General features: G+C 66.8%; 24 protein-coding genes and 1 pseudogene. 12 read left to right on the top strand and 13 right to left on the bottom strand.

What is annotated here, in order from left to right:
* The first annotated feature begins 387 nt into the window (after positions 1–387).
* The gene (locus tag AC1DTW_RS22335; RefSeq protein ID WP_477983590.1) at positions 388–627 is read left to right on the top strand and encodes a hypothetical protein; all 240 of its coding nucleotides are present in this window, start codon (positions 388–390) and stop codon (positions 625–627) included.
* A 146-nt stretch (positions 628–773) separates the two neighbouring features.
* Entirely contained in the window at positions 774–1,064 is a 291-nt protein-coding gene (locus AC1DTW_RS22330) for a hypothetical protein (RefSeq protein WP_477983589.1), read from the top strand.
* Positions 1,065–1,186: 122 nt separating this feature from the next.
* Here the strand turns inward: AC1DTW_RS22330 and AC1DTW_RS22325 are convergent, their stop codons facing one another.
* The 5 genes and pseudogenes from AC1DTW_RS22325 to AC1DTW_RS22305 form a co-directional block, all read right to left on the bottom strand.
* Positions 1,187–1,513, bottom strand: a complete 327-nt coding sequence (locus AC1DTW_RS22325) for a beta-barrel domain-containing protein (protein WP_477983588.1) — start codon at positions 1,511–1,513, stop codon at positions 1,187–1,189.
* Between the two features lie 148 nt (positions 1,514–1,661).
* Positions 1,662–2,333: an OmpW/AlkL family protein gene (locus AC1DTW_RS22320; protein WP_477983587.1), complete on the bottom strand. Its 672-nt coding sequence runs from the start codon at positions 2,331–2,333 to the stop codon at positions 1,662–1,664.
* Between the two features lie 25 nt (positions 2,334–2,358).
* Positions 2,359–3,750 carry an SGNH/GDSL hydrolase family protein gene (locus AC1DTW_RS22315; RefSeq protein ID WP_477983586.1) on the bottom strand — a complete coding sequence of 464 codons (1,392 nt, stop codon included), beginning with the start codon at positions 3,748–3,750 and terminating at the stop codon, positions 2,359–2,361.
* 477 nt (positions 3,751–4,227) lie between these two features.
* Complete coding sequence (locus AC1DTW_RS22310; protein WP_477983598.1) at positions 4,228–4,893, bottom strand: peroxiredoxin; 666 nt, start codon at positions 4,891–4,893, stop codon at positions 4,228–4,230.
* Between the two features lie 228 nt (positions 4,894–5,121).
* A pseudogene (locus AC1DTW_RS22305) lies at positions 5,122–6,183 on the bottom strand (DUF924 family protein); the annotation flags it as partial.
* A 132-nt stretch (positions 6,184–6,315) separates the two neighbouring features.
* Here AC1DTW_RS22305 and AC1DTW_RS22300 point away from each other — a divergent pair.
* Entirely contained in the window at positions 6,316–6,777 is a 462-nt protein-coding gene (locus tag AC1DTW_RS22300; RefSeq protein WP_477983585.1) for a hypothetical protein, read from the top strand.
* 581 nt (positions 6,778–7,358) lie between these two features.
* A complete protein-coding gene (locus tag AC1DTW_RS22295) occupies positions 7,359–7,916 on the top strand; it encodes a hypothetical protein (RefSeq protein ID WP_477983584.1) in 558 nt (185 codons plus the stop codon).
* Between the two features lie 188 nt (positions 7,917–8,104).
* Here the strand turns inward: AC1DTW_RS22295 and AC1DTW_RS22290 are convergent, their stop codons facing one another.
* From AC1DTW_RS22290 to AC1DTW_RS22280, 3 genes are all read right to left on the bottom strand, one after another.
* Complete coding sequence (locus AC1DTW_RS22290; protein WP_477983583.1) at positions 8,105–9,442, bottom strand: Y-family DNA polymerase; 1,338 nt, start codon at positions 9,440–9,442, stop codon at positions 8,105–8,107.
* Positions 9,443–9,453: 11 nt separating this feature from the next.
* A complete protein-coding gene (locus AC1DTW_RS22285; protein ID WP_477983582.1) occupies positions 9,454–9,897 on the bottom strand; it encodes a LexA family protein in 444 nt (147 codons plus the stop codon).
* A gap of 361 nt (positions 9,898–10,258) precedes the next feature.
* Positions 10,259–11,224 (bottom strand): Bug family tripartite tricarboxylate transporter substrate binding protein, encoded by a 966-nt coding sequence (locus AC1DTW_RS22280; protein ID WP_477983581.1) that lies wholly within the window; start codon positions 11,222–11,224, stop codon positions 10,259–10,261.
* A gap of 438 nt (positions 11,225–11,662) precedes the next feature.
* On the opposite strand from AC1DTW_RS22280, the gene bioB reads away from it, so the two are divergent.
* The 4 genes from bioB to nadB are packed head-to-tail and all read left to right on the top strand — an operon-like array spanning position 11,663 to position 15,937.
* The gene (bioB, locus tag AC1DTW_RS22275; RefSeq protein ID WP_477983580.1) at positions 11,663–12,652 is read left to right on the top strand and encodes a biotin synthase BioB; all 990 of its coding nucleotides are present in this window, start codon (positions 11,663–11,665) and stop codon (positions 12,650–12,652) included.
* The gene (gene panB, locus AC1DTW_RS22270) at positions 12,649–13,470 is read left to right on the top strand and encodes a 3-methyl-2-oxobutanoate hydroxymethyltransferase (RefSeq protein ID WP_477983579.1); all 822 of its coding nucleotides are present in this window, start codon (positions 12,649–12,651) and stop codon (positions 13,468–13,470) included. Before bioB ends, panB begins: the two co-directional genes overlap by 4 nt.
* A 10-nt stretch (positions 13,471–13,480) precedes the next feature.
* Positions 13,481–14,317 carry a pantoate--beta-alanine ligase gene (panC, locus tag AC1DTW_RS22265; protein WP_477983578.1) on the top strand — a complete coding sequence of 279 codons (837 nt, stop codon included), beginning with the start codon at positions 13,481–13,483 and terminating at the stop codon, positions 14,315–14,317.
* A 3-nt stretch (positions 14,318–14,320) separates the two neighbouring features.
* Positions 14,321–15,937, top strand: a complete 1,617-nt coding sequence (nadB, locus tag AC1DTW_RS22260; protein WP_477983577.1) for an L-aspartate oxidase — start codon at positions 14,321–14,323, stop codon at positions 15,935–15,937.
* Between the two features lie 48 nt (positions 15,938–15,985).
* Here nadB and AC1DTW_RS22255 read toward each other — a convergent pair whose 3' ends face one another.
* The 5 genes from AC1DTW_RS22255 to AC1DTW_RS22235 all read right to left on the bottom strand — a co-directional run bounded on the left by AC1DTW_RS22255 (position 15,986) and on the right by AC1DTW_RS22235 (position 20,376).
* A complete protein-coding gene (locus AC1DTW_RS22255; RefSeq protein WP_477983576.1) occupies positions 15,986–16,777 on the bottom strand; it encodes a type IV pili methyl-accepting chemotaxis transducer N-terminal domain-containing protein in 792 nt (263 codons plus the stop codon).
* 15 nt (positions 16,778–16,792) lie between these two features.
* Positions 16,793–17,476 (bottom strand): methyl-accepting chemotaxis protein, encoded by a 684-nt coding sequence (locus AC1DTW_RS22250; protein ID WP_477983575.1) that lies wholly within the window; start codon positions 17,474–17,476, stop codon positions 16,793–16,795.
* A gap of 104 nt (positions 17,477–17,580) precedes the next feature.
* Positions 17,581–18,450: a carboxylating nicotinate-nucleotide diphosphorylase gene (gene nadC / locus AC1DTW_RS22245; RefSeq protein WP_477983574.1), complete on the bottom strand. Its 870-nt coding sequence runs from the start codon at positions 18,448–18,450 to the stop codon at positions 17,581–17,583.
* An 11-nt stretch (positions 18,451–18,461) separates the two neighbouring features.
* Positions 18,462–19,544: a quinolinate synthase NadA gene (gene nadA / locus AC1DTW_RS22240; protein ID WP_490363514.1), complete on the bottom strand. Its 1,083-nt coding sequence runs from the start codon at positions 19,542–19,544 to the stop codon at positions 18,462–18,464.
* A gap of 124 nt (positions 19,545–19,668) precedes the next feature.
* Positions 19,669–20,376 (bottom strand): GntR family transcriptional regulator, encoded by a 708-nt coding sequence (locus AC1DTW_RS22235; protein ID WP_477983572.1) that lies wholly within the window; start codon positions 20,374–20,376, stop codon positions 19,669–19,671.
* A 159-nt stretch (positions 20,377–20,535) separates the two neighbouring features.
* Between AC1DTW_RS22235 and AC1DTW_RS22230 the strand changes: the two genes are divergently transcribed.
* Genes AC1DTW_RS22230 through AC1DTW_RS22215 form a run of 4 tightly spaced genes read left to right on the top strand, consistent with a single transcriptional unit; the run spans position 20,536 to position 24,794 of the window.
* The gene (locus tag AC1DTW_RS22230; RefSeq protein ID WP_477983571.1) at positions 20,536–21,945 is read left to right on the top strand and encodes an FAD-binding oxidoreductase; all 1,410 of its coding nucleotides are present in this window, start codon (positions 20,536–20,538) and stop codon (positions 21,943–21,945) included.
* A complete protein-coding gene (locus tag AC1DTW_RS22225) occupies positions 21,942–22,490 on the top strand; it encodes a TRAP transporter small permease (protein WP_477983570.1) in 549 nt (182 codons plus the stop codon). Before AC1DTW_RS22230 ends, AC1DTW_RS22225 begins: the two co-directional genes overlap by 4 nt.
* Entirely contained in the window at positions 22,487–23,764 is a 1,278-nt protein-coding gene (locus tag AC1DTW_RS22220; protein WP_477983569.1) for a TRAP transporter large permease, read from the top strand. The genes AC1DTW_RS22225 and AC1DTW_RS22220 overlap by 4 nt, the downstream gene beginning before the upstream one ends.
* A 28-nt stretch (positions 23,765–23,792) precedes the next feature.
* Positions 23,793–24,794: a TRAP transporter substrate-binding protein gene (locus tag AC1DTW_RS22215; protein ID WP_477983568.1), complete on the top strand. Its 1,002-nt coding sequence runs from the start codon at positions 23,793–23,795 to the stop codon at positions 24,792–24,794.
* Positions 24,795–24,812 lie beyond the last annotated feature (18 nt).

Here is a 24,812-nt window from a genome sequence, read left to right as displayed (position 1 = left end):
CGCGGCCGGCCTGATCGCCGTGGCCCTGGCATTCCAAAAACTCCTCGGCTTCAACTTGCCCCTCTACTGATCGACGTCCTGCACAACCTCGCGCTCGGTTTCGGCGTCGCGCTGACCTGGCAGAACCGACTTTGGTTCGTACGTACACCTACTCAGCATGCACGTCTTCCAGGGATCCCAGGGCAAAGTCGTCGCGCAGGCGGCCCAAAGTTAAGTTCTTCTTAAGTCTCCCGGATCGATTATCGAAAGTTTCGGTCTGTCCAAGTGGCGGGTGCGATCGAGGAAGGCGTTCTTCCGACACGAAGTTGTTTCGGTGGAATAGTCGGGGCTTTTGCCCCAACGAGTCAGCATTTCACGCGAACAGAAACCGCAGAGGGAGCAGAGAAAATGAAGCGACTGATTGCCGAGTGGCTGTGGCGCGCGGCCGTGATGTGCGCGCTGGGATTGATCGCGTGGGAGTTACAACGCGTCCACGAAGACATCACGGCGCAGCCGACCGAAGACGCGTCGACGATGGCTGAAGCGCCGGACGAGACTCTGCGCAGCGTCGATGCGATCCGCGACGACATCGCCGAGCTCGCCCAGAAGGTGGATGCGATCCTTGTTGCGATGGCGCGCGCGAAGTAGTCAGCGCCTCCCGAAGTGCGCTCTTCCCCTTGCGAGACAACCGGTCAAGAGGCGGTGGGCCGACCTTTCGCACCCGAGTGGATGAGCGTTCAGTACGAGGGCTACGGCACGGCGGGGGCGGGCATCACTTGCTGCACAATTCGGCCATGACGTTGACACTCATGGATCCCCCCGCGCGGCGGGGCGGTGATCGAAACACTCGCTCGCGCACAGGCACACCGAGAGCACGTCGGCCGGTGGTGTCGAGTTACCGCATCTTCATCGCGATCGTGTTCGCCTGCGTCGTTCTGATCGATGAATGGTTCGATCGAAGCCTGTCTGGATCGGCGATCAGCGATGTTGTCGGTTCCGTGTCGGTCGTCGTTTGGGCCATGACGTTGCTTGGCTCATTTGGGCTCGGCCCGGTCGCCGCGATTTGGAACGCGACGCGCCGATAGGACGACAGCGATTCCTGTTCCAGTCTAGAAGGATAGGCGCCAGCCGATCGTCACCGCGCGCGGAAGCACGACGACGGCCAACGCAGTCGAGACGCCTCTTGTGCTGGTCACGGGATCGACCCTCAGGCCGGAGAGCTGTTCTGATTGCTGAGCGCAGGGGACGTCCGAGACGATCGAAGAACGGTCCGCCCCGGCTCCACACTCCACCCGCCACCCAGGTGCCCGAACCGCCCTCGTAGCCAGTGCCCTTCAAACCCGCCGACACCTTCCCGACATCGCCAGCTGCCACCAATGAGGGCTGGCAGGATTTGCCACGAACCAACAACCCGATCGCTGGCGCGCGCCTGAATCGTCGTGCGTGCGCGGAACGCGGTGAAGCGGATCTCGGCGGGCTGGCCGCGCTGGACGCGGTTGATGTCTTCGGTGCGGATGCGCGCTTCGGTCAGCAAGCGCGGGTCGGCACGCGCGACGCCTACTGTGAAACTCGCTGTCTTCGCGAGACCGACCGATATTGCTGATGCGCCTCGATCCGGTTCGGCAGCGGCTGTTTGATGGCGTCCCGATGCGAGCGATCGGCAGGGTGCCGAGAATGACGATTCAGAACTTGTACCCGATGCCCAAGCCGACGGTGACCGGATCCAGGCGAATATCCTGATGTTGCCCGCTGGAGAACTTCACTTCGGTTTTCAGCTTGGTCTTGGTGAAGCTCAGGTCCGCGAACCAGCGATCGCTAAAACTCACCGCCAGGCCGATTTGGCCACTCAGGGCGAATTTGTCGTCAACCTTGAAGGCCGTCGGCGTGGTGCTGCCGATATTGGTCACCGACGTCAACTGGCTGGAACCGGTCGCGTCGAAGAAGTGCGCATAGGTCAGGCCCAGACCCACATACGGACGCACCATCGCCTTCGGCTCGAAGAATCGGTACTGCCCAAACACGGTCGGCAGCAGTGCCTTGAAGCTGCCCAGCTTGCCGGCCCCGGCAATCGCGCCCGCGCCAGACAACTCGTGCTTGTATGGCCAGCCGAGCCCCGCTTGCACCGAAAGATTGTCCGTGTAGCCGTAGGTGGCCGCGATCGCAGGCTGGGTATCGGATCCGACGTCGACCTTGCTGCCCGGCAGAGTGGGTGCGGAGATGTCGCGACTGTCCACCTTCGGGGTGCTCTTGCTCAGCCCAACCATCACCGTCCACTGACCCGCGCTTTGCGCCGCAGCGCTGCCTGCCACCGCCATCGCGGCCGCGAGGCCCAGGTGCTTGATGCTCGATTTCATGGGGTCTCCTGGTTCCCGGGCGCGACTACAGCCAGCCTTTGATGATCATCCGTTCGGCGACGTACTGCGCGATCAGGCGATATTCATAAGGGGTCGGATGGCGGTCGTCTGCGAACATGAAGTGGCCGACATCGCCGCTCGCCAGCAGGTTGATCGTGCAGGCCAGTGCCGAATTGCCCAGCGGGGTCGTCGGGCAAGCTGGATCAGCAGTATTGGTCAGGCCGTACGGGGCCGGGTTGATGATCTGGTCATGGCTGAGCGCGTACAGGTCGACCAGCACGACTTTCGATTCGCTCGCCAGGCCAGTCTTGAGCGAGGCATTGAAGGCGTCGACCATCTGCACGATCAGCGCATTCACGGAGGCTGATTGCGCCTTGCCGACCGGCGCGTTGGCGAAGTCGCCCAGGTTGTCGACGACGACGTAGTTCGCGCCCTTGCCGATGACCTGGGTCTTCACCAGCGCCACCAGGTCGGCACCCGCCTGCGCCATCGCGGCGACGGCGTTTGGCGCGTTCGCGGCGAAGTAGGCGGCGCCGGCGGTCGCAGCAGCGGCATTGCCGGCGGCGACGGCGTCCGACTGCGCCTTGGCCACCATCGGGCCATACACGGCCGGCGAAGCGACGGCTGCGTTGCCTGGCTGGATGGCTGCCGCGCCGACAGCGGCGGCGACTTGCGACGTCTGGGTGCTGCCCGGACGGGCCGCTTCGGTCTGGAGCGCCAGGCTGATGGCCGCCGCGGCCGCCACCGGATCGGTCGCACCGGAAGCCAGCAGGCCAACCAGCGTGGTGGCGAAGGTCTGCGCGCCGACCCTCGCCGCTTCGGCAGCACCGGCCGCGGTGGCGCCGGCCGACAGCACACCGAGCTGCATGGTGACGTCATTGCCGCCGACGGTGATGTTCACCAACTCGGTACCGGAGAACGTGCCGCCGGAAACGGCCAGGTGATTCGCGATCTGGGTCACGACGGGCACGGTCATCAGGCCGAGCGGGGAGCCGGTCAGTCTGTTGCCGGGGCCGACGGGATTGCTCACACGGGCACCGCCTTGGGCGTAGCCAAAGCACGTCGGATCATTCTTGATCGCGACCAGGAACCCCCGGCTGGCATCGCCCGACAAGCCGGTCTGTGCGGCGCAGGGTGCGGGCAAGCCCAACTGGGCTGCGAGCAGTTCGGTCCAGTTCTTGCCGGTCAGCGTGGGGTCGGTTGCGGTGCGGTCGCCGTTGATCGTGTACTTGCCGCCGCCCAGCGCAGCGACGCCACCCACAGCGTAGGTCCCGACATCGGAGAGGCTGTCGCCGAACGTGACCTGGGCGGTGTATTGGACCTTGAGGCTCTGGTCGCTGCCCGAGCTGCCGCCACCGCCGCAGGCTGCGAGCGCCGTTGCCGTGAGCAGTGCCAGCACAAAATTCGTATGACGCATGGTGCCCCCTCGCCGAACGTGATGTCCGCGGACTCTAGCGGCATGCTGCCGCTCGGACCTAGGTGAAAGCCATCACCGCCAGGCGGCGAGTGGACTCACTGGTGTTCTCGCGATGGAAGGCCTTTTGGGAGGCGACAGCGCGGCTTCCGCTGTCATGCCAGCTTGGGTCGTGGCTTTCGTGATGAGGGCTGCGCGAGTGCAGCCTGCAGCGCGCGATCCAAAGAGTTGAAATGTCAGGAGAGGGTCGCCAGAGCTCCGTGGAGATGGGCGCTGTCGATGCGGGTGTGATTGCATTTCAAGACGCCCTCGCGCGACGCGAGACTACCGGTTCCAGAACTGCTCGCCCTGTGGCACTTGCCCGCTCGCGGGCGGCCGACGGCCACTTTGCGACGTTCAGCACCTGGACCTCGGCGCCGAAAAGCTGCCGTCGGATTGCTTGACTCCGGTGCCAGCACTTCGTAGTGGCTGCGATGCAGCTCAGAGACAACGCAGCGACGGATCACGCACATAGCGCAGGTAGGAGCGCACCTTGCGGACGCCACCTTGGTCCGCGAACATGCGCTCCGCCTCCTCATCCGAAATGAAGGGCAGCACCACCGTGTCATCTCCCGGGTGCCAGTTCGCCGGCGTGGCCACGCGATACTTCGCTGAGAGCTGCAGAGCGTCGAGGACGCGCAAGATTTCATCGAAATTTCGGCCGATGTAGGCCGGGTAAGAGAGGATCAACTCGACTCGCTTCGACGGCGAGATGATGAACACGCTACGCACGGTCATGGTCTCGCCCACGCTAGACCCGTGGCGGAACGTGGTGGAGTCGAGCATGCCGAAAAGCATCGACACCCGACGATCCTTGTCCGCGATGATCGGGAAGTTCACCTGGGTGTGCTGCGTCTCGTTGATGTCCGCGATCCAGCGCTCGTGGTCGCCTGCGCTGTCGACGCTCAGACCGATGACCTTCGTGCCGCGCTTGCTCCACTCCTCCCCGAGCTTGGCCGTGACCCCGAACTCGGTGGTGCACACCGGCGTGAAGTCCGCCGGGTGCGAGAAGAACACACACCATGAGTCGCCGATGAACTCGTGGAAGTTGATCGGCCCCATGCTGGTCTCGGCGGTGAAGTCGGGGACGCTGTCACCGATCCGGATGTAGCCCTGCTTCCTCAGTTGCTCCTGCGTCTTGGTGAAGACGCCGTCCGGTCCCAAGTACTTGAACTCGAAGGCCCTGTGCCCGACCTCGTCGAGGTCCGGCAGCAGGGTCTCGTACTCGTGGTCGAGCAGCTTCACGGTGCGCTTCTTCACCGCGCCGGCGAACGCAAACGTGCCATCCGACCGCCGGGTCAGCGGCAGGTCGAAGCGGAACGAGCCGTTTTCCAGGAAGTCCTCTTCCGCCACGGTGCTCACCCGCTGCAGGATCTTGTTGCGATGTGGGTAGCGGCCGAAACGTTTTATGACCGCGACGTGTCGGTGGAAGATTTCGTGGAAGACATTCAGCGGGTCATCCGGCGCCAGCTCTTCCATCGCCCGCCCCCACTCCTCCATGCACAAGAGCTGGTCGTCCAGTGCCTCGGAGTGGGTCAACGCCAAGCACAGGAAGACCCGCTCGATCGGGCGCAGTCGTCCGCTGATACCGACGCGCAGTCCTCGCCTGACCAGGCCCTGACAGCGCGCGTCGCAGGCATACATCTGAGGCGTGTCGCGGTACATGTTGCGATTGAACTGGTCGAGCATGATCACCAGTGCTACCAACAAGCGCGGGTGCTCGACATTCAATGCCCAGTGGTCGTACTGCCCCCTGGATGCCAGGGCCACGTCCGCGCCGAACCGGTTCAAGATATCCAGGTCCGTCTGCTCGGATTTGCCGAACCACAGGTTCAGGCACTCTTCGATGTTCGGGCGCAGCATGTATTGCAGGACTTGTTCAGCCTTGTCGATCTCCCCAGTCGCGATCTGAACTCGGTCGATCTGGAGCAGCATGCGCAGCTCATGTCCAAGGGCCTTCAAGTCGTCTCCGGAGAGCGCGTCGCACTCTTCTAGGCCCGCGAGGACCACGTGCAGGCTCTGCTGGATGCGACGGCCCAGCACTTCGGCTGGTGCGATGGAGAGCAAATTGCTTATCTCGCGCAGCCTCCGAACGAGGCTCTTCATGTAGAAGATCGCCCGTTGCGGCTCGTTCTGCATCAATGGGATGAAGTCGTCATAAGCAATCACCACGCATTCGACATGGGTCACCGCCGTGATCGTGGCCGAGCGCGGGCCGGGCTCGATCAGGCACAGTTCACCGAACACTTCGCCCGCGTTGAGCGTCCCGATGGTCTGTGCCTTCGCCTCCTTGCCGACGCTGACATCGACCGATCCCGAGACAATGAGGAAAGCGTCGTTGCCGTCTTCACCTTCGGAAATGATCGTTTCCCCAGCTCTAAACTTGACGGTCCGCATTGATTCACCTCGAAGACGGCCGACACCTCGTCGATCGGCGGAATGATAGGTGACCGGTCTCGGCAACTATCGGACCGACGAGACCGTGAGTGCAGGCCTCGCCGCCGCACCGCGGCAGACGCTGCAATCCCGATGTCGTTGCTTGTCTTGCATGACGTCTCACAACAGTGGATCAGTCCCGGCCCGCTACTTCAGCTGCACCTTGACGCTGTCGTCAAGCACCGTGATGTCGCCGATTTCGTAGGTCTTGCGACCAAAGCTCAGCTCCTCGGACGTGAAGGTGCGAAGAACCTGACCCTGCAGAAGTTCCTGCGCGACCAGGCCGCCGATCTGTTGCAGCCGCTCGGCGTCGTCGCTACTGACACCCTGAAGTTCCAGGCGCTCGGCTTTGGGCTGCTCCGATCACCAGTCCGCTGCTGCGCGCGGGCCAGGTCCGTGGCACCGCAGAGCTCAGCTGTGCGCTGCGCTATGACGCCGCAATGCGCGCGCTGCGCATGGGACTCGACCAATCCCTGTTCGACGGGATCCAGCACCTCAAAGACGACTATCGGAATAGTCTGTGTCGCACGGGCTGCCGCGACCATTGCCTCCTGATCACCGAGGCAGAGGATGACATCCACACGTTTTCGCACGAGCTCCTCTGCAAGCCGAGGGAGACGATCCGACTTCGTTTCAGCAAAGGCACGCTCGACAACAACGTTCTGTCCCACGATCCACCCGCGCCGTGCCATCCGCTCCCAGAACTTCGGTTCCCAGATAAGCGTGTCCTTGGAGGCTTCCGCGGAGGCTTCCGAAAGAATGCCCATCCGTTTCGGGGCACCGGCGCCCAATGCGAGAGGCAAGCCCGAATTGATGACCGCTTCCGGCTGCGCTGCTTCGACGCGCGACCGCGTCCCATCACGACCCACTCCCGACATTCGCCTCTCAGGATTGCTCGCTGCGCGGCCGCCACTCGCGCAAGGCGCAAGCCGTCACGATCGCGTTTGGGGTCGGCGCAGCAGCAGTGCGCCAGGTCGTGCGCGAAGCTGAAAGCTCCAGAAGCCGAGCGTCAACTTAGGGGGGTGCGCGGATTCGGCAATCGAAACGTCACCTCTCCGTCGACCTGGCGGGTATGTTCCCGCTGTGTCGCTCGGGTGGGGCGGCACTGAGTCTTTCAACGACACAGGGAGATCGCCATGAGTGCTCGCAACGGGGTTCGGCTTGCTGTCTTGTCCCTTGTCGCCGCAACGCTCGCCGTCCCGGCGCGCGCCAGCGACGACGACGGGCAGAGCGAGTCCCAGGTCAAGCGTGGATACCAGGTCGTGCCGTCGGGGGTGTTCCTGAGCCTCGAGGGCAAAAACCGAGCGCTTGTCGGGATCGGCAGCTACATCGTCAACACCTCGGGCTGCAATGACTGCCACACGCATCCGTCTTATCTGGCAAATGGGGATCCGTTCAAGGGCTTCCCGGAGATGGTGAACTTCCAGCAGTACCTGACCGGAGGCAGGCAATTTGGCCCCTTCACGTCGGCCAACTTGACGCCTGACGCGAGCGGGAAGCCTGCCGGCCTGACATTGGCTCAGTTCATTTCGACCCTGAGGACCGGGCACAACCCGAACGATCCGCCTGGAGAGATCCTGCAGGTCATGCCCTGGCCCGTGATCGGCAAGAAGACCGACCAGGACCTGACAGCGATCTACGAATACCTGAGGGCACTCCCCTCGTTGCCGAACAATCCGGCGCCAGGTCCCTGATCTGCCGTACTGCACCGCACTGACACGTTCGCGCTGATGCTTGCGGCTCTCGACGCAATGGGGTTCGTCGCTCGGCCGCATGCGGCGCGCCGGCCGCGCACGGCCTCGAAGCGGAAGCTCGAGCGACTTCGCCGCGAGGGGCTGATCGACCTGGCGCATTGATGGCCCGCGCCGCGGGCGGTCGTCCGTCACGCCTTCACCACGGGCATCTCGTCCCACCGGGTCGTGAAGCGAGGTGACCTGCGCTCCTGCCGCGTGGCCCAGCTGCGAACGTCGGTGTCATGGCTGGCAAGCGTCGCACTCCCGACCCGCACCGAGTCACGGCCGTACCGGCGGTTCAGCACGTCCATCGCATCCATCAGTGCCGAGCGGTCCTTCGTCGGGGGCGCGAGCGCCTCGTCGCTCGAGAACAGGTCGAGCTCGCCCTGGTGCTGGGATGCCGGCTGCAGATTCACGAGGATGACGCCCGCCTTCGCGTAGCTGAAACCCGGGCGGAACTCCAGACGCGCCGCCCGGACCGCCGTCTCGACGAGCAACCGAGTGTCGGCCGTCGGCCGGATCAGCGGCACCGTGACGTTCACGCCGTGCTGACGGTCGTTCGGACGGAACGGGCTCGTCGTGAAGAATACGCCGACGGCGCCGGCGGCGCTGTCCTGGTGCCGGAGCTTCTCCGCGGCGCGCGATGCGAATTCGCTGACCGCCTCGACAATGCCGGCCGGGTTCGTGATGGCCTGGCCGAATGAACGCGAGACGAGGATCTGCTGCCTGGCGGTTGGTGCATCGGCGACGTCGGACATCTCCAGGCACGAGGTACCGCGCAACTCGAGCAGCGTCTTTTCGAGCACGACGCTGAACCGCTTGCGGATGACCGCGGCATCCGATCGCACGAAGTCGAGTACGGTCGTCACGCCTTGCTCGCGAAGCTTCGCGCCGATGCGCCTCCCGACGCCCCAGATGCTGCCCACGTCGGTGGCACCGAAGACGGCGTTGAGTCCGGTCGGACTCAGCATCCCGAAGTCGCAGACCTGCGCGAGGCCGGTCGGGTACGAACCCGGCTTGCGGTCGGCCGTCTTGCCCACGTGGTTGGCGAGCTTGGCCAGGGTCTTGGTCGAGCCGAATCCGACGGAGGCGGGCAGCCCGACCTCGCGCAGAACCGCGGCCCGCAGCGTCTTGCCGATGGCGACCAGATCGCCGCGCACGCCATCGAAGTCGAGAAAGCATTCGTCGATCGAGTAGACCTGCTGGCGGGGCGCGAAGCGGCCGGCCACCGCCATCATGCGGGCGCTCATGTCGCTGTAGAGCTCGAAGTTCGCCGAGACCGCGACGAGCCCCGCGGTGCGCACCAGGTGCTTCACCTGGAACCAGGGTTGGGCCATCTCGACGCCGAGTGCCTTGGCTTCGTTCGACCGCGCGATGCAGGCACCGTCGTTCGACGAGAGCACGACGACCGGCAGGCCCACGAGGCGAGGCGCGAACACGCGTTCGCAGCTCACGTACATGTTGTTCGCGTCGACCAACGCCAGCATGCGCCGCCCCGTCAGCCGAGAAGCGACCTGATGACCGTCGTCACGACGCCCCAGATCTCGAGTGGCGCGCCATCATCGGGGACGATGTCCGGATGGCCGGGGCTGACGGCCTCGAGCTTGATGCGACCGTGTTGCGTGTGAAGGCGGCGGCAGGTCAGTTCGCCTTCGACGACGGCGATCACGATGTGACCATGCTCGGGCTTGAGGGCACGGTCGACCAACATGACATCGCCGGCCGAGATGCCGGCGTCGGCCATCGCCTCGCCGGCCGCGCGCATCACGAAGGTCGATTGGGGATGGCGAATGAGCGCGTCGTTCAGGTCGATGCGTCGGACCGTCACGTCCTCGCCGGGGGAGCCGAAGCCGGCCGAAGCCATGCTCTTGCGCGGCGCGCGCTCCCTGATGCGGTCGGAGCCGACCGCGGCGCCGTCGGGAAGTCTGTCGCGACTGATCATCGACGCATCACAGGTTTCGTCGCAGGTACCGGTGCTCGCGAACGCTGGCAAACGACTGGCTCGAGGAAGCGACGGTCCTCAACGATCCGGGCGCGAGCCAGCTTGCGCAGGGTCTCGGACCCTGACGAACGTTGCCGGGGCTCAGAGCCAGCCCCACACACGTTGTGCCCACAAGGGAAGGCGCGGCGCGGGACGCGGGCGATAGTTCTGGCGGTATTGGATCGACATGGCGGCTCGATACTGTGTATTCGTACAGTATGGGCTCGACCAAGGGACGACGTCAAGGATGGCGCCAAGCACCTGACCGCAGCAGGGCAGACCAGCCCGCGCGTTGGACCGCCGGCACTGGCGCCGCGTGAAGCTACGCCTTGAGTTTGAGCATGTGCACGACGACCCGGGCCATGGTCTGCTCGTTCTCGATAAAACTGCGGAAGTCGGCACCGGCCCTGTAGGTGGCCTGCCAGTCGTTGCGTCGCACCAGCTCGGCCCATTCCGGCGATTTGGCAACGCGCTCCACCAAGGTGGTCAACGCCGCAGTCTGAGTGGCGGTGAGGCCCGCGGGCGCGAACACGCCACGCCAGTTGGCCAGCTCGGTATCGACCCCGCCTTCGCGCAGCGACGGCAGCCCGAACCGGCCGCGCCTGGAACTGATCGCGAGGGCGCGGACCGTGCCGCTCTCTATCGCGCCGCGGAACTCGCTGTAGCCCGAGATGCCCAGCTGGGCCTTGCCTTCGAGGAGGGCGCGCACCGCATCGCTGCCGCTGCTCGTCGCAAGGTAGCTGAAATTGTCGGGCAGGCCGCGGGTGGCGCGCAGCATCATCCCCAGCAGCATGTGGTCGACCCCACCGGCCGAGCCGCCGACCACCGTGGCCTTGAACTCCGGCGAGGCGAGCCGGGCCGCCAGGTCCTTGATCGACTTGAGCGGCGACGCTGCAGGCACTGCGACGACCATGTAGTCGCTGGTCAGCTCGGCCACCGCCGCGACGCGCGTCAGGTCGGTGGCGGGGCGCTGCAACGCGATTCCGCCCAGCATGACCATTCCGCCCACCAGCAGCGTGTTCGGCGCGTTCGAATAGCGATCGACGAACTGGGTCAGCCCGATCGTGCCGGCCTTGCCGCCGATGTTCTCGTACTGGATGCGTTCGACGAGCTTGGTCGTCTGCAACGCCGTTCCCAGCGCCCGGCCGGTCTGGTCCCAGCCACCGCCGGGGTTGGCAGGGATCACGATCCGCAGTTCAGGCAGCGGCTCGAGCTTTTGCGCTGCCGCCGAGGCGGCCCAGAGGCCGGCGGCGGCGGTGGCGGCTTTGAGGATTTGTCGACGGTGCACGGTGTCTCCATTGGTGTCTCTTCGGGCGAGAGGCGGTCCACCGCTCGACCCGGCGCAAGCGTAGCGCGCGCGGCTGCGCTGGTGCGATGCGCTGGCCGGCGCGCTCGGGCAAAGCGTGCGTTCATGCCGCTGGTTCGGCACTGAAGAGACCCAACTCGCGCGTCGTAGGCGCCAGGGCCAACGCGGGCCTTCGAATTCGGTCCGCGAGCTCACGCCCCCGGCCAATTCCGGACATTCAGCGCGGTTGCTGCTCTGCAGCATAATCCCGCCACTTCTCTTCTGGACGACCCGATTCGACGCCACCAAGCGCCTCTCCGTGTCGCGACTGAAGGCCCGACATCCGTCACCCGGCAGTCGGCGCCTCAGTGGACAGCGAAGCGCTGGCGACCCGAGCGGGCAGTGCCTGCGCGCTCCTCTACCTCTTGCGTGCGAGCCAGCATGACCACGATCGCCACGATTCCCCTGTCCGCCGTGCGAGCCACGGCCTCGCGCCAGCCGAGCGGCGTCGAAACCCGCTGGCGTCTCGACCACATCGAAGCCCTCTTCGATCTGCCGTTCATGGACCTGCTGTTCCGCGCGCAGCAGGTGCACCGCGAGCACTTCGATGCCAGCGAAGTGCAACTCTCCACGCTGCTGTCGATCAAGACCGGCGGCTGCCCGGAGGACTGCGGCTACTGCCCGCAGTCGGCGCACTTCGAGACCGGCGTCGAGGCCGGCAAGCTGATGCCGCTGCAGGAGGTGGTCGATGCGGCGCAGGCCGCGACGCGCTTCTGCATGGGTGCTGCCTGGCGCAGCCCGAAGCCGCGCGACATCGAACGCGTCAGCGAGATGGTGCGCGAGGTCAAGGCACTCGGGCTCGAGACCTGCATGACGCTGGGCATGCTCGACGCCGCGCAGGCGCAGGCCCTCGATGACGCCGGCCTGGACTACTACAACCACAACCTCGACAGCGCGCCCGAGTTCTACGGATCGATCATCAGCACGCGCACCTATCAGGACCGGCTCGACACGCTGGCCCACGTGCGTCGGGCCGGCATCAAGGTGTGCAGCGGCGGCATCGTCGGCATGGGCGAGAGCAGGGCACAGCGCGCCGGTCTGATCGCGCAGTTGGCCAACCTCGATCCATATCCCGAGTCGGTCCCGATCAACAACCTCGTGCAGGTCGAGGGCACGCCGCTGGCGGGCACCGCGCCGCTCGACCCGTTCGAGTTCGTGCGCACGATCGCCGTGGCGCGCATCACGATGCCGAAGACGATGGTGCGGCTCTCCGCAGGGCGCGAGCAGATGGACGATGCGCTGCAGGCGCTGTGCTTCGCCGCCGGCGCGAATTCGATCTTCTACGGCGACCGCCTGCTGACCACGTCGAACCCGCAGGCCGCGCGCGACCGGGCGCTGTTCGATCGGCTCGGGCTGCGGGCGATGTCATGAGCGAGGCGCGCAAGCCGATGACACTGCATCGCCTGCGCGCGATGCACGCGGCCGGCGAGAAGATCGCGATGCTGACCTGCTACGACGCCAGCTTCGCGCGCCTGCTCGACGCCGCGGGCGTCGACGTGCTGCTGGTCGGCGATTCGCTCGGCATGGTCCTGCAGGGCCACGACAGCACGGTGCCGGTGTCGCTCGACGAGATGGCGTATCACACGCAGTGCGTCGCGCGAGGCAACACCCATGCGTGGATCGTCTCCGACCTGCCGTTCGGCAGCTATCACGCATCCGCTGAACAAGCGCTGCGCAGCGCGGCGCGGCTGATGCAAAGCGGCGCGCACATGGTCAAGCTCGAGGGCGGTGGCTGGACCACCGAGACGGTGCGCTTCCTGGTGGAGCGCGGCGTCCCGGTGTGCGCGCACCTGGGGCTCACGCCGCAATCGGTGCATGCACTCGGCGGCTACCGCGTGCAGGGGCGCGACGAGCAGGACGCGCAAACCTTGCGGCGCCACGCGCGCGACCTCGCCGAGGCCGGGGCCGCGATGCTGGTGCTCGAGCTGATGCCGAGCGCGCTCGCCGGCGAACTGACGGCCGCGCTGCGCATCCCCGTGATCGGAATCGGCGCCGGCGCGGCCTGCAGCGGCCAGGTGCTGGTGCTGAACGACATGCTTGGCATCACGCACGGCAAGCTGCCGCGTTTCGTGCGCAACTTCATGCGCGACCACGACGCCGCGGATTCCGGCGTCGAGTCGGCAATCCGTCGCTACGTCGCTGCGGTCAAGAACGGCAGCTTTCCGGTCGAGTCCATCCACACCTTCTAGCCAATCCCGCATGCGCGTCATCCACACCATCGCCGAGCTGCGCCAGGCCCTCGCGGGCAGCACCGGCGCCGCCTTCGTGCCCACGATGGGCAACCTGCATGCCGGTCATCTGTCGCTGATCGAGCGCGCCAAGGCCGCCGGCGGCCCGGTCGTCGCGAGCATCTTCGTGAACCGGCTGCAGTTCGCGCCGCACGAGGACTTCGACACCTACCCGCGAACCTTGGAGCGTGACTGCGAGCTGCTGCGCGGCGCGGGCTGCAACTTCGTGTTCGCGCCCAACGAGGCCGAGCTCTATCCCGAGCCGCAGGCCTACACGGTACAGCCGCCGCCGGCGCTGGCCGACATTCTCGAGGGCCACTTCCGCCCGGGCTTCTTCACCGGCGTGTGCACGGTCGTGCTGAAGCTCTTCAACTGCGTGCAGCCCCGCTTCGCGGTGTTCGGCAAGAAGGACTACCAGCAGCTGATGGTGATCCGCCGGATGGTGCGGCAATTGGCCCTGCCGATCGAGATCGTCGCCGGCGAGACGACGCGCGCCGAGGACGGTCTGGCGCTGTCCTCGCGCAACGGCTACCTCGATGCAGAACAGCGCTCCGAAGCGGTGACCTTGTCGCGCCTGCTGAAGGCCATCGCCGACGACGTGCGGCGCGGGCGTCGCGATTGGTCGGCGCTCGAGGGCGCCGCGCTGCGCGCGCTCGAAGCGCGCGGTTGGAAACCGGATTACGTCGCGATCCGGCGGCGCGTCGATCTCGGCGAACCGCTGCCAGGCGACGCACTGGTTGCGGTCGCGGCCGCCAGGCTCGGCACGACCCGGCTGATCGACAACCTCGAACTCGACGTGCCGGCGTAGACCATGGCCGACAGCGCGCTCCCGATCGTCATCGTCGGTGCCGGCCTGGCCGGCCTGTGCACGGCCCTGCACCTGGCCGAGCATCGGCGCGTGGTCGTGCTGGCCAAGCGCGACCTGACCGAGGCCGCGACCGCCTGGGCACAGGGCGGCATCGTCGGCGTGCTCGGCGCGGACGACAGCGTCGACGCCCATGTGCACGACACGCAGGAGGCTGGTGCCGGCCTGGTCGACGCGCATGCCGCGCGCTTCGTCTCGCAGCACAGCGCCGCGGCCGTCGAGTGGCTGGTGCAGCAAGGCGTGCCGTTCACCGACGACGCCGCCGGTCCGCTCGGCCTGCACCTCACCCGCGAAGGCGGTCACGGCGTGCGCCGCATCGCCCACGCGGCCGACGCGACCGGCAAGGCGATCCATGATGCGCTGCTGGCGCGTGCCGCCGCGCATCCGAACATCACGCTGCGCGAACAGGTCTTTGCGGTGGACCTGATCACCTCGCGCCACGTCAAGCTCGACCCCGCGCCACGCTGTCACGGCGTCTACGCGCTCGACATCGCCAGCGGCCGCGTCGAGACGCTGGCCGCGAGCGCGGTCGTGCTGGCCACCGGCGGCATCGGCAAGGTCTACCGCTACACCACCAACCCCGACACGGCCACCGGCGACGGCATCGCGATGGCCTGGCGTGCCGGCTGTCGCGTCGCGAACATGGAGTTCATCCAGTTCCACCCGACCTGCCTCTATTACCCGCAGGATCATCCGCAGGCGCGCAGCTTCCTGATCAGCGAGGCGCTGCGCGGCGAGGGTGCTTACCTGCGCCTGCCGGACGGCACGCGCTTCATGCCGGCGCACGACGAACGCGCGGAACTCGCGCCGCGCGACATCGTCGCGCGCGCGATCGACTTCGAGATGAAGAAGCACGGGCTCGACTGCGTGCTGCTCGATGCGACGCACCTCGGCGAGGCGTTCCTGCAGGCGCACTTCCCGACCATCCACGCGCGCTGCCTGCAGCTCGGCATCGACATCGCGCGCCAGCCGATTCCCGTGGTGCCGGCCGCGCACTACACCTGCGGCGGCATCGTCACCGATCTCGACGGCCGCTGCGACCTGCCGGGGCTCTACGCCGTCGGCGAAGCCGGCTACACCGGGCTGCACGGTGCGAACCGGCTCGCCAGCAACTCGCTGCTCGAGTGCGTCGTGCTGGGCCGCAGCTGCGCCGCGCACATCGTGCGCGAGCCCGAAGGCGCCGCGCCCGTGGTGCCGGACTGGGACGAAAGCCAGGTCGAGGATGCCGACGAGCAGGTCGTGATCTCGCACAACTGGGACGAGCTGCGGCTGCTGATGTGGAACTACGTCGGCATCGTGCGCACGACGCGCCGGCTCGAGCGCGCGCTGCACCGCATCGCGCTGCTCCGGGGCGAGACCCGCGAGTACTACGCGAACTTCCGCGTCAACCGCGATCTGCTGGAGCTGCGCAACCTGGTCGACTGCGCCGAACTGGTGGTGCGCTCGGCGCTGATGCGCCACGAGAGCCGCGGCCTGCACTACAGCCGGGACTTTCCGGCTGCGCTGCCGGTGAGCTTCCCGACCGTGCTGACGCGGCCGGCGCACAGCGAGCCGCGGCCATAGGCCCGCGGCCGAGCCGGTCAGACCGCCCGTGCCGCAGCGGCCCGTCCGTCAGGCCGTCAGGCGGGCGTACATGCCGGTGACCTTGTCCATCACCGACAGGATGTTCTCGCTCGACAGAAAGACGTTCGTGCTCCGTTCGGACGCCGCCGTGGCGGCACCGCGCTGTGCGAGTGCGGCTTCGTAGAACACCCATTGATTGCGCGCCAGGTCGATCTCCTGGCCGATCTGCCGAGTGGCCTCGGGTGCGTTGGCCAGCACATCCAGGGCGGCCACGAACTCGGCGCGGGCCTTGTCCAGTTCCGCTTGTGCATTGGGCACCGACGCGCCCCAGGCCTGCGCCAGATAGAACTTCGCGACCCGCTGCGACAGCATGCGTTGCCGCCCCGCGATGTTGACGAGCCTGCCCACGGGCTTGCCGGACAGCTGCTCGAGCTGCAGCGTCCCCTTGTTCGCGAGGGCCAGCACCTTGCCGTCCAGATCGATCAGTGCAGGTGCGTTCTCGCGCGTCGGGGCCTGGCCCACCAGCTCCGACTTGTAGACGCTCCAGGCGGCGTCGAGCTGACTGTAGGTGGCCTTGATGTCCGCCGTGGGCGCAAAGGCCTTGAGTTCGACGAGTTGGCGATCGAACACGGCCATGGACGCGCCGAGGATGTCCTGGCCGCGCTGCGCGACGACGCGCTGTCCCACCGCGAGGTAGGCCTTGGCCATTCGCTGTGACAGCATGCGCTGGCGGCCGGCCTTGTTGATGGCGTCGTTCAGATCGGTGACCTGGGCGAAGTTGTTGCTGACGGTCAGAAGCGAGAAGCTTCCGATCAATCCCACGGCGGTACGGCGCTGCATTGAGGCTTCCTTTCTTCAGGCGACCGAGGCACGCAGCGCCTCGCGCACGAGTTCATCGATCTTGCCGGTGATCCGCGACAACTCGCTCGCCACGACCGAGAACTCCCGGCCCGAAGGCCCGGCGCGGGCCGCGACGACCTGGGCGTTGAACGCCACGATGTGCGCGTGCTTGGCGATCGATTCGATGTCGCTCATGACCGCTGTCAGCTGCTTCCTGGCGAGTGCGGCCTGGCGCCTGGCCAGGTCGTCATAGACCTGGGTGATCGCGTTGAGCACGGCCAGCAGCGGCGTGGCGCTCTCCACGAGCCGCTCGAGCAACGATTGCGCACCGGGAGAAGACGACTCGACGGCGTCGAGCGTGCGCCGGGCGAGCCCGATGAAATCGCGAATGATCTTGTCGCCTTGCCCCGCGCCGAAGTACGCCTCGTGCAACTCGTCGCAGAAGACGCCGGGCACTTGATCGTTCCCCTCGATCAGCGCGCCGTGCGCGTCTCCAAAGGCCGTCAGCGCATCGTCGGCCACCTGAAGTGCGGCGTCGCGCCCCTGCGACGCCAGCACCGCGAACAACACGACGCGCTGCGACGTGAAGCGCCTGCGGCCCGAGAGGTTGATGAGCGTGCCGAAGACCTCGCCAGAGAGCTTCGATGGTGTCCTTGACTTCTCGATATCAGGCGCTTGAATTCTCTCCACGTACAGCATTCGAGTGCTTCTCCATGTCGACGTTCGCGGGCCCGGAAAGGGCGAGCCGCGACGCTGCTCGCCGTGAAGCACGGTCTGTACCAGGGAGACGGAAAGTCAGCCGATCACGCCGCGTGTCCGACCACCCGCATCGAGTAGTCCACCGCCTGCACGTCCTTCGTCAGCTTGCCGATCGAGATGCGATCGACGCCGGTCGCGGCGATGCCGCGCAACTGCGCGAGCGTGACGCCGCCCGAGACCTCGAGCAGCGCGCGGCCCGCGGTGACGGCGACGGCCTCGCGCATCGCCGGCTCGCTGAAGTTGTCGAGCAGCACGCGGGTCGCGCCCGCCGCGAGAGCCTCGCGCAATTGATCGAGGCTCTCGACCTCGATCTGGATCTCCACGCCCGATTGCAGCGCGAACGCATTGGCCAGCGCCGCCGCCACGCCGCCGGCCGCGGCGATGTGGTTCTCCTTGATCAGGATGCCGTGCCACAGCGCGAGCCGCTGGTTCTGGCCGCCGCCGACACGAACCGCGTACTTCTGTGCCTGGCGCAGGCCCGGCAGGGTCTTGCGCGTGTCGAGCACGACGCAGCCGCGCGGGTTCGGTGACGCGCCTGCTATCGCGCGCACATGGGCGCGCGTGGTCGTCGCGGTGGCCGACAGCAGCTGCAGGAAGTTCAGCGCCGGCCGCTCGGCCGAGAGCAGCGCGCGTGCGTCGGCTTCGATCTCGCAGACCGGGCTGTCGGCCCGCATGTCGGCGCCCTCGGCGCCATGCCAGGCGATCTTCGCTGCGGGGTCGAGCGCGAGCACGCAGCCGTCGAACCAGTCGCGGCCGCAGAGCACGGCGTTCTCGCGCACCTTGACGCGCGCGTGCACACGGGTGCCCTCGGGGATCAATCGGCCGGTCCAGTCGCCGCGGCCGAGGTCTTCGGCGAGCGCATCGCGGACATTGCGCTCGCGTGCCTGGGCCAGCGTCTCGTTGGTGTCGAACATCGTCATCGCGATCAGGCGGCGCCGATGTTCGGCACGAAGCCCTGCTGCGCCGCAGGCGCGGCAACCGCGGCCGGCTGAGCGGCGACGAAGTCGAGCATGCGCTCGATGCAGCCGAGGGCCTGGCCGCGCACGGGTTCGGGCACGCTGATCTCGCCGCGGCCGTGCAGCAGGCAGTCGAGCACGCCTTGCAGTTCGTTCATCGCCATCCATGGGCAATGGGCGCAGCTCTTGCACGTCGCGCTCTGGCCGGCGGTGGGTGCCTCGATCAGCGTCTTGCCCGGCGCAAGCTGGCGCATGCGGTGCAGGATGCCGTTGTCGGTCGCGACGATGTAGGTCGACGCGCTGCCGTCGACCACGGCCTTCAGCAGCTGCGAGGTCGAGCCGACCACATCGGCTTGCGCGACGACGCTGGCCGGCGACTCCGGGTGCACCAGCACCCGGGCCTGCGGATGGTCGCGGCGCATCAGCTCCAGCTCGAGCCCCTTGAACTCGTCGTGCACGATGCAGGCGCCGTTCCAGAGCAGCATGTCGGCGCCGGTCTCCTGCTGGATGTAGCGGCCCAGGTGCCGGTCGGGTGCCCACAGGATCTTCTGCCCGAGGCCTTGCAGGTGGCGCACGATCGCAACCGCGCACGAACTCGTGACCATCCAGTCGGCGCGCGCCTTCACGGCGGCACTGGTGTTCGCGTAGACGACGACCGTGCGGTCGGGATGCGCGTCGCAGAACGCCGCGAATTCATCCGGCGGGCAGCCCAGGTCGAGCGAGCAGGTCGCTTCGAGATCGGGCATCAGCACACGCTTGGTCGGCGACAGAATCTTGGCGGTCTCGCCCATGAAGCGCACGCCGGCGACGATCAGCGTCTTCGCCGCATGGTCACGCCCGAAGCGTGCCATCTCGAGCGAATCGGCAACGCAGCCGCCGGTCTCGAGCGCCAGATCCTGCAGGTCGCCGTCAACGTAGTAGTGGGCGACGAGCACGGCGTCGCGGGCACGGAGTTCGGCGGCGATTTGTTGCTTCAACGGTTGGACCATGTGATGTTGCGTCTCTGGCGCGGTAAGGTTGCGAGCGGAGCGGATCGCAGCGACGCACGGCATCGATGGTTCCGTCGTTTGGAAGCCCCCATTTTGCCAAACGGCGTTGCAAACGGAGCCGCTTGCACTCCACCGAACGAGCTCCCGGCGCGCGAGCGTGCCGTCGGCCTCGGCTTCCGGCCCGTCCTCAAAGTGCCGCCGGGCGCGCCTGACCTTCGTTCTGTCGGCGCGCCTTCAAGCTGGCGACATAGCGGTCGCGCGTGCCCATCACGTGTTCGCGCATCAGCGCCTCGAAAGCCTTGAAGTCACCGGCGCCGAAGAAGTCCATCAGCCGGCGGTGCTGCTCGTTGCCACGCGACTGCAGCACGTCGGCCGGTGCCGACAGGTGTGTGCGCAGTGCCGCGATCTTGGCGCCCGCGGTGGCGTATGCGGCCTGCAGGTAGGCGTTGCCGCAGTGCGCGACGAAGGCCTCGTGCAGGCGCGTGTCGGCACGGCTGTAACGCACGCCGTCCTTGTTCTTGCGTGCCGCGGCCATCTCGCCGACGGCGGTCTTCAGGTCGGCGAGCGTGGCGTCGCGCGCATGGTGGAAGGCGAGTTCGGCGGCGCGTGGCTCCATCACGCAGCGGAACTCGCACAGCGCCGCGATGTCGGCTTCGCTGGCCTCGAAGACGTAGCTGCCGCGCTGCGGGCGGATCGTCACGAGGCCGAGCAGCTGCAACTGGTTCAGCGCCTCGCGCACCGGTGTGCGGCTGACGCCGAACGAGCTGGCGAGCGTCTCCTCCGGAATCATCGCGCCGAGCGCGAACTGACCATCGATGATGGCCTCGCGCAGGCGCTGCGCCACCAGCGTGGCGAGCGATTTTGGGGTGTCGATCTTGAAGCTGGGTTCGCTCAACGGGCGACTCTCTCGGATGACCACATCGTGAAGGAAGCAGGGCGCGTGCCTGCGCACCGAGTCTCGCAGATTGGCGCGCGCCGTGCGGGCGTCCGGATCAGGGATTGTACTAGTGTGCCTTAGTACCTTACATACAAGAGAATGCGCTCCATGCGCTCCATGAACACCACGCCTGCCGCGGCAGTGCCCCCGGCACTGACTCAGCTCCGCTACGCACTGGGCCCCGCCGCCGTGCTGTTCGGCGCCGACATTCCTGAGCGCAACTGCAACGACTGGAGCACGCAGGCGCCGAACACGCCGATTGCCGTGGTGCGGCCGCTCGACGCGGCCGGCGTCTCGGCCACGCTGCGTGCCTGCCGCGAGGCCGGCGTCCCGGTCGTGCCGCAAGGCGGGCTGACGGGTCTGTGCGGTGGCGCGCGGCCCGAACCGGGCTGGGTCGCGCTGTCGATGGAGCGCATGGTCGGCGTCGAGGAGATCGACCCCGACAGCGCGACGATGACGGTCCGGGCCGGCACGCCGCTCGAGGCCGTGCAACGGGCCGCTGCCGACGCCGGGCTGTACTTCGCGCTCGACCTCGGTGCCCGTGGGTCGTGCGCGATCGGCGGCAACCTCTCGACGAATGCCGGCGGCAACCGCGTGATCCGCTACGGCATGGCGCGCGAGCTGGTGCTCGGGCTCGAGTGGGTGCTGCCCGACGGCACCATCGTCACGAGCCTGAACAAGATGATGAAGAACAACGCGGGGTACGACCTCAAGCAGTTGTTCATCGGCAGCGAAGGCACGCTCGGCGTCATCACCCGCATCGTGCTGCGCCTGCACCCGCAGCCGGGTTGCACGATGTCGGCGCTGTGCGCGCTGCCCGACTACGCCTCGGTGGTGCGCCTGCTCGGCGCGGCGCGGCGCGGGCTGGGGCCGCTGCTGTCGGCGTTCGAAGTGATGTGGCCCGACTACTGGCAGGTCGTCACCGAGCGCGTCGGCGTGCGCGCGCCGGTCGGCGGCGACCACGGCTTCTATGTGCTGGTCGAAGCGCAGGGCACCGACGAGGCGATCGACGGCCCGCGCTTCGCTGCGTGGCTGGAGCGCTTGCTGGAAGAGGGCGCGATCGCCGACGCGGCGGTGGCACAGTCCGTGGCCGATACGCAATCGTTCTGGGCGCTGCGCGATGCCTGCGCCGAGTTCTTCCCGACGCTCGGCCCGCACGTCTCGTTCGACGTGGCACTCGCGGTGCGCGACATGGACGCCTTTGCGACGCGCTGCAAGGCGGCGCTGCTGCAGAACATCCCCGGCTGCGAGAGCGTCTACTACGGCCACATCGGCGACGGCAATCTGCACCTGGTCGCGTGGGTCGAAGGCCTGTCGGTCGAGAACCAGCCGAAGAAGCAGATGGACGAAACCATCTATGGCCTGGTGCGCGAGTTCAAGGGCAGCGTCTCGGCCGAGCACGGCATCGGCACCGCGAAGAAGCCCTACCTGGGCCACGCGCGCAGCGAGGCCGAGATCGCGCTGATGCGCATGCTGAAGAAGGCGCTCGATCCGCATGGCCTGCTGAACCCGGGGAAGGTGATATGAGCCGCCCGGCCGTGGCCGCGGTCGACTGGCTGTTCAAAGCCATCGAGGCCGTGCTCGCGCTGCTGCTCGTCGCGATGGTCGTGATGGTGTTCGGCAATGTCGTGCTGCGCTACGCCTTCAACTCCGGCATCTCGGTCTCGGAGGAGATGTCGCGCTTCTGCTTTGTCTGGCTGACCTTCATCGGCGCGATCGTCGCGATGCGCGATGGCTCGCACCTCGGCATGGACAACGTCGTCAGCCAGATGTCGCGACGCGGCAAGCTGATCTGCCTGACGATCTGCCAGGGCCTGATCCTGCTGTGCTGCGCGATGCTGTTCTGGGGCACGTGGCGCCAGCACGAGGTCAACGCGACGACGGCGGCGCCGGTCACCGGCCTGCCGATGATCTGGGTCTTCGGCGTCGGCTACCTGACCAGCGTCTGCATCGGGCTGCTCGCGCTGCACAAGCTGTGGCGCATCGCCAGCGGCGCGATCACCGACGCCGAGCTGATCGAGATCAGCGAGAGCGAAGAAGTGGTGCATGCCGCCCCGGGGAACAAGCCATGACGATTGCCGTCTTCACGTTCTCGTTGCTCGGCGCGATGGCGTTGGGCCTGCCGATCGCGTTTGCGCTGCTGATCTGCGGCGCGGCGCTGATGGTCTCGCAGGGGCAAATCGACACGACGATCCTGTCGCAGAAGCTGCTCGAAGGGGCCGACAGCTTCCCGCTGCTCGCGATCCCGTTCTTCATGCTCGCCGGCGAACTGATGAACGCCGGTGGCATCTCCAAACGCATCGTCAACTTCGCGCTCTCGTGGGTCGGCCACGTGCGTGGCGGTCTCGGCCACGTGGCGATCTTCGCGTCGGTCGTGATGGCGGCGATCTCGGGCAGCGCGGCCGCCGACACCGCGGCGATCGGCGCGTTGCTGATCCCGATGATGCGCCGCGCCGGCTACGACGTGCCGCGCGCCTCCGGGCTGATCGCGGCCGGCGGGGTGATCGCACCGGTGATCCCACCGTCGATCGGCATGATCGTGTTCGGCGTGATTGCCAACGTCTCGATCGGCAAGTTGTTCCTCGCCGGCATCTTTCCGGGGCTGCTGATGGGCCTGTCGCTGTTGATCACCTGGCAATGGGTGGCGCGCAAGGACCAGGTCACGGTGCTGCCACGTCAGGGCATGAACCAGCGCCTGCGCGCCGGCGTCGATGGCATCTGGGCGCTGCTGATGCCGGCCGGCATCATCGGCGGCCTGAAGTTCGGCGTCTTCACGCCGACCGAGGCCGGTGTCGCGGCCTGCGTCTATGCCTTCGTGCTCGGCGTGTTCGTCTATCGCGAGCTGCCTCTGCGGGCCGTTTACGGCCTGCTGGTGGCGGCGGCGAAGAGCACCGCCGTGGTGGTGTTCCTGATCGCTGCGGCGCTGGTCTCGGCCTGGCTGATCACCACGTCGGACGTGCCGCAGCAGGTCGCGGCACTGCTCAAGCCCTTCATGTTCAACAAGACGGTGCTGATGTTCGTGATCATGGCGCTGGTCGTGATCGTCGGCACCGCGCTCGACTTCGCGCCGACGCTGATGATCCTGACGCCGGTGCTGATGCCGGTGATCAAGGAGGCCGGCATCGATCCGGTCTATTTCGGCGTGCTGTTCATCATGAACAACGCGATCGGTCTGATCACGCCGCCTGTGGGCATCGTGCTCAACGTGATCTGCGGCGTCTCGAAGATTTCGATGAAAGACCTGATGAAGGGCTTGTGGCCCTTCCTGTGGGCCGAACTGATCGTGCTGTTCCTGCTGGTGCTGTTCCCGGCGCTGGTGATGGTCCCGCTCAAATGGTTCAGCTGAATTTCAGAACGACAGAAGGAGACATGACATGACATTTTTCAAGACCAGCCTCGCCGCGCTCGCCTGCCTCGCAATCGGCAACGCCCACGCGCAGTTCCAGGAGCGCAACTTCCGCGTCTCCAACGGCGTCAGCAAGGAGCATCCGATGGGCAACGGCCTGTCGAAGATGGGCGCCTGCACGCTGGAGAAATCCGGCGGCAAGCTGAAGATCCAGCCGTTCTGGGACGGCGCGCTCGGCAGCGACCTGACCAGCACGCAAAGCGTTCGCACCGGCTCGCTCGACATGGTGATCACCTCGACGGCGCCGGTCGTCTCGATCGTGCCGGCGCTCGGCGTGTTCGACCTGCCGTTCCTGTTCAACACCTCGGCCGAGGCGGACCAGGTGTTCGACGGCAAGGTGGGCGAGTGGTTCGCAGCCAAGCTGCCGGCGGTCGGACTCGTCAACCTCGCGTGGTGGGAGAACGGCTTTCGCCAGACCACGAACTCGAAGCGCCCGATCACGAAGGCCGAGGACTTCGACGGCGTGAAGATGCGCGTGATGCAGAACAACATCTACCTCGACACCTTCAAGACGCTCGGCAGCAACGCGGTGCCGATGGCGTTCACCGAGGTCTACTCGGCGCTCGAGACGAAGACGGTCGACGGCCAGGAGAACCCGTTCACGAACATCGAGAACATGAAGTTCTACGAGGTGCAGAAGTACCTGACGCTGACCCGGCACGCGTACAGCCCGACGCTGGTGCTGTTCTCGAAGAAGATCTGGGACACGCTCTCGCCGCAGGAACAGACCGCGCTGCGCGACTGCGCGGTGCAGGGCCGCGCCGACCAGCGCAAGGCGAACCGCGCGCAGGAAGCGCGCAGCGTCGAGAACCTGCGCGCCAAGGGCATGGTGGTGAACGAGATCTCGCCGGCCGAGATGCAGCGCATCCGCGACAAGACCAAGCCCATCTACGAACGCCACGCCAAGGAAATCGGTGCCGAGCCGATCGAGATGGTGACGGCCGAACTCAAGCGCATCCGTGGCAACTGATGCGGCCACCGATCGGAG

The sequence above is a fragment of the Rhizobacter sp. P5_A1 genome, from assembly GCF_056400745.1.
This window is presented reverse-complemented; position numbering and strand designations above follow the sequence as displayed.

Coding starts and splice junctions, on each gene's coding strand:
- AC1DTW_RS22335 (WP_477983590.1), top strand. CDS start 388: ATGAAGCGACTGATTGCCGAGTGGCTGTGGCGCGCGGCCGTGATGTGC.
- AC1DTW_RS22330 (WP_477983589.1), top strand. CDS start 774: ATGACGTTGACACTCATGGATCCCCCCGCGCGGCGGGGCGGTGATCGA.
- AC1DTW_RS22320 (WP_477983587.1), bottom strand. CDS start 2,333: ATGAAATCGAGCATCAAGCACCTGGGCCTCGCGGCCGCGATGGCGGTG.
- AC1DTW_RS22315 (WP_477983586.1), bottom strand. CDS start 3,750: ATGCGTCATACGAATTTTGTGCTGGCACTGCTCACGGCAACGGCGCTC.
- AC1DTW_RS22300 (WP_477983585.1), top strand. CDS start 6,316: ATGTCGTTGCTTGTCTTGCATGACGTCTCACAACAGTGGATCAGTCCC.
- AC1DTW_RS22295 (WP_477983584.1), top strand. CDS start 7,359: ATGAGTGCTCGCAACGGGGTTCGGCTTGCTGTCTTGTCCCTTGTCGCC.
- AC1DTW_RS22290 (WP_477983583.1), bottom strand. CDS start 9,442: ATGCTGGCGTTGGTCGACGCGAACAACATGTACGTGAGCTGCGAACGC.
- AC1DTW_RS22285 (WP_477983582.1), bottom strand. CDS start 9,897: ATGATCAGTCGCGACAGACTTCCCGACGGCGCCGCGGTCGGCTCCGAC.
- bioB (WP_477983580.1), top strand. CDS start 11,663: ATGACCACGATCGCCACGATTCCCCTGTCCGCCGTGCGAGCCACGGCC.
- panB (WP_477983579.1), top strand. CDS start 12,649: ATGAGCGAGGCGCGCAAGCCGATGACACTGCATCGCCTGCGCGCGATG.
- panC (WP_477983578.1), top strand. CDS start 13,481: ATGCGCGTCATCCACACCATCGCCGAGCTGCGCCAGGCCCTCGCGGGC.
- nadB (WP_477983577.1), top strand. CDS start 14,321: ATGGCCGACAGCGCGCTCCCGATCGTCATCGTCGGTGCCGGCCTGGCC.
- AC1DTW_RS22255 (WP_477983576.1), bottom strand. CDS start 16,777: ATGCAGCGCCGTACCGCCGTGGGATTGATCGGAAGCTTCTCGCTTCTG.
- AC1DTW_RS22250 (WP_477983575.1), bottom strand. CDS start 17,476: ATGCTGTACGTGGAGAGAATTCAAGCGCCTGATATCGAGAAGTCAAGG.
- nadC (WP_477983574.1), bottom strand. CDS start 18,450: ATGTTCGACACCAACGAGACGCTGGCCCAGGCACGCGAGCGCAATGTC.
- nadA (WP_490363514.1), bottom strand. CDS start 19,544: ATGCCGTGCGTCGCTGCGATCCGCTCCGCTCGCAACCTTACCGCGCCA.
- AC1DTW_RS22230 (WP_477983571.1), top strand. CDS start 20,536: ATGAACACCACGCCTGCCGCGGCAGTGCCCCCGGCACTGACTCAGCTC.
- AC1DTW_RS22225 (WP_477983570.1), top strand. CDS start 21,942: ATGAGCCGCCCGGCCGTGGCCGCGGTCGACTGGCTGTTCAAAGCCATC.
- AC1DTW_RS22220 (WP_477983569.1), top strand. CDS start 22,487: ATGACGATTGCCGTCTTCACGTTCTCGTTGCTCGGCGCGATGGCGTTG.
- AC1DTW_RS22215 (WP_477983568.1), top strand. CDS start 23,793: ATGACATTTTTCAAGACCAGCCTCGCCGCGCTCGCCTGCCTCGCAATC.